Genomic DNA, 2,444 nt, shown 5'->3' with positions numbered 1-2,444 from the left:
CTTGGTGGGCCCCTATCCCCTGGGCATCCGGGCCCTCCTCCTTCGTCCGCTTCACGTGTGAAAACGACTCAGGGCCCGGATCCATGGGATCCGGGCCCTGAGCCTTCAGTAGCGGGGACAGGATTTGAACCTGCGACCTCTGGGTTATGAGCCCAGCGAGCTACCGAGCTGCTCCACCCCGCGTCGGTAAACACGACTTTACGTGAGGCGACACGACAGATGCAAATCGGTTAACCGACGCCGGCCTGCGGCTCCGCACCCGGGCCGCCGGGACCCCTGGCCCGGGGTCAGGCCGAGAGCTCCTCGGCGAGGGCGTCGCGCAGCCGCGCCGCCCGCTCCGAGACCTCCGCCGGGCCCAGCTCCATGGCACGGACGCACCACTTCTGCCCCTCGGCCAGGTCCCCGTGCCGAGCCGCGAGCAGGCCCAGCCGCAGGGCGGCGCGGCCGTGGCCCGCCACCGCCGCGCGGGTCCACCACAGGGCCGCCTCCGGCTCGCTCCCCTCGCGGGCCAGCAGCAGCCCGAGGTTGAACGCGCCGTTGCGGGACCCGGCCTCGGCCGCCTCCCGGTACCAGCGCGCGGCGGCCGCCAGGTCGCCCCGGGCCGCGGCGAGCATGCCGACGCGCACCTGGGCCCGGCGGTGCCCCAGCTCGGCGGCCCGCTCGTACCACTCCTCGCTCTCGGTCCGCGGCGCGCCGCCCACCGGCTCGCCCAGCGCCACCGGCTCCGGCGGCGGGGCCAGCGACTCCAGCAGCGAGGCCAGCCGGAAGGCCGCCTCCGCGCTGCCGCCGCCGGCCGCGCACCGCAGGTGCCGCTCGGCGGCCCGCTCCTCGCCGTCGCGCACGAGCGCGATGCCGACCTGGAGCGCGGCGTCGGTGTGGCCCGCCGACGCGGCCCGCTCGTACCACTTCAGCGCCGTGCGGTCCTCGTCGCGGCTGGCGAACAGGATCCCGAGGTTGAAGGCGGCGTCCACGCTGCCCGCCTCGGCCGCCTTCGAGAACCACGGCTCCGCGCCCGCCGCGTCCCCGCCCTGGAGCAGCAGGATGGCGAGCGCGTTGGCCGCCTCGCGGTGGCCGGCGTAGGCCGCGCGCCGGTACCACTGCTCGGCCTGCGCCGTGCGGTCCTGTGCGACGCACAGCAAAGCAAGGTTGTACGCCCCGTTCTGGTCGCCCGCGTCCATGGCGGTGCGGTACCAGCGCTCCGCGGTCTGGGTCTCGCCGCGGGCGGCGTGCAGCGCTCCGAGCGCGTTGGCGGCGTTGCCGTCGCCGTCCTGCGCGGCGCGGTGCCACCACGCGGCGGCGCTGTCCTCGTCCCCGGCGTCGCGCAGCAGGAAGCCCAGCGCGCAGGCCGCCCGGGCCTCGCCCTGCTTGGCGGAGGTCAGGTACCAGCGCCCGGCCTCCTTGAGCTCGCCGCGCGCCTCCAGCAGCGCGCCCAGGTGCAGCGCGGCACGGCGGTGCCCGCGCGCGGCGGCCTGCCGGTACCACTGCTCGGCCTCGGCGGGGTCGCCCTTGCGCAGGTGCCGGGCCAGCCGGTACGCGGCTTCGCGGTGCCCCTGCTCCGCCGCGGCGCGGAACCACCGCTCCACGCCCTTGTCGCCGCGGTGCTCCAGGAGGTCGGCCAGGCCGTACGCCCCCAGCGCATGGCCGGATTCCGCCGCCTGGCGGAGCCAGTACTCGGCGGCGGGCTCGTCCCCGCGCTCGCGGAAGTGGCGGCCCAGGGCATGCGCGGCCGGAGCGGATCCGGCCACGGCGGCCACCCGCCACCAGCCGGCCGCCTCCTCCGGGTAGCCCCGCTGGTGCAGCAGTACGCCCAGGTTGTTCGCGGCGGCGCGGTCCCCTTCCCCCGTGGCGCCGCGCAGGTACGGCTCGGCCCCGTCGAGGTCGCCGCGGCGCAGCAGCAGCGCACCGAGCACGCTCATGGCACCGGGGTCGCCCTTGTCGGCGGCCGCCCGGTGCCGGGCCTCGAGCTCGGCGTCGCTCGCCGCATCGGTCTCGGCGAACATTTCCTCCGTGCTGTGCCTGTCCAAGAAGTCCGCATCGGTCAGCGCGGTCTGCGCGTTGACAACGGGAGCCGGGTCACCGGCTCCCGTACCCGGCTCGGCATCCGCCCTCGCAAACCGCCCTGTCTCCAGCAGAGTTGGCCTGTCCCCCATAAATCCCATCGTCGCATCACCTGCTACCCGCGTACACCTGGTATGTCGCAGCCAGTGAGGTCACTACAGCGTTTTGTCGACATGCCCATAGAGAGTCAAGTCAAACACGCTCCCGCCCCAACTCACCCGTCTCAGCTACCGCGTGTCCACCCCGGACATGACGAAGGCCCGGATCCCATGGGATCCGGGCCTTCGTTTTCAGTAGCGGGGACAGGATTTGAACCTGCGACCTCTGGGTTATGAGCCCAGCGAGCTACCGAGCTGCTCCACCCCGCGTCGGTGAAACCACAGTAT

Annotated in this window: 1 protein-coding gene and 2 tRNA genes; all 3 read right to left on the bottom strand. The window is 74.2% G+C overall.

Annotated features, from left to right (window positions below; translation table 11 throughout):
* Positions 1–109 precede the first annotated feature (109 nt).
* The 3 genes from ACFWP3_RS41855 to ACFWP3_RS41845 all read right to left on the bottom strand — a co-directional run bounded on the left by ACFWP3_RS41855 (position 110) and on the right by ACFWP3_RS41845 (position 2,426).
* A tRNA-Met gene (locus ACFWP3_RS41855) sits at positions 110–183 on the bottom strand.
* Positions 184–287: 104 nt separating this feature from the next.
* Positions 288–2,150 (bottom strand): sel1 repeat family protein, encoded by a 1,863-nt coding sequence (locus tag ACFWP3_RS41850; protein ID WP_384232199.1) that lies wholly within the window; start codon positions 2,148–2,150, stop codon positions 288–290.
* A gap of 202 nt (positions 2,151–2,352) precedes the next feature.
* Positions 2,353–2,426 (bottom strand) — tRNA-Met (locus ACFWP3_RS41845).
* Positions 2,427–2,444: the final 18 nt, after the last annotated feature.

This window comes from Streptomyces sp. NPDC058525, from assembly GCF_042719495.1.
Classification (GTDB): domain Bacteria; phylum Actinomycetota; class Actinomycetes; order Streptomycetales; family Streptomycetaceae; genus Streptomyces.
This window is presented reverse-complemented; position numbering and strand designations above follow the sequence as displayed.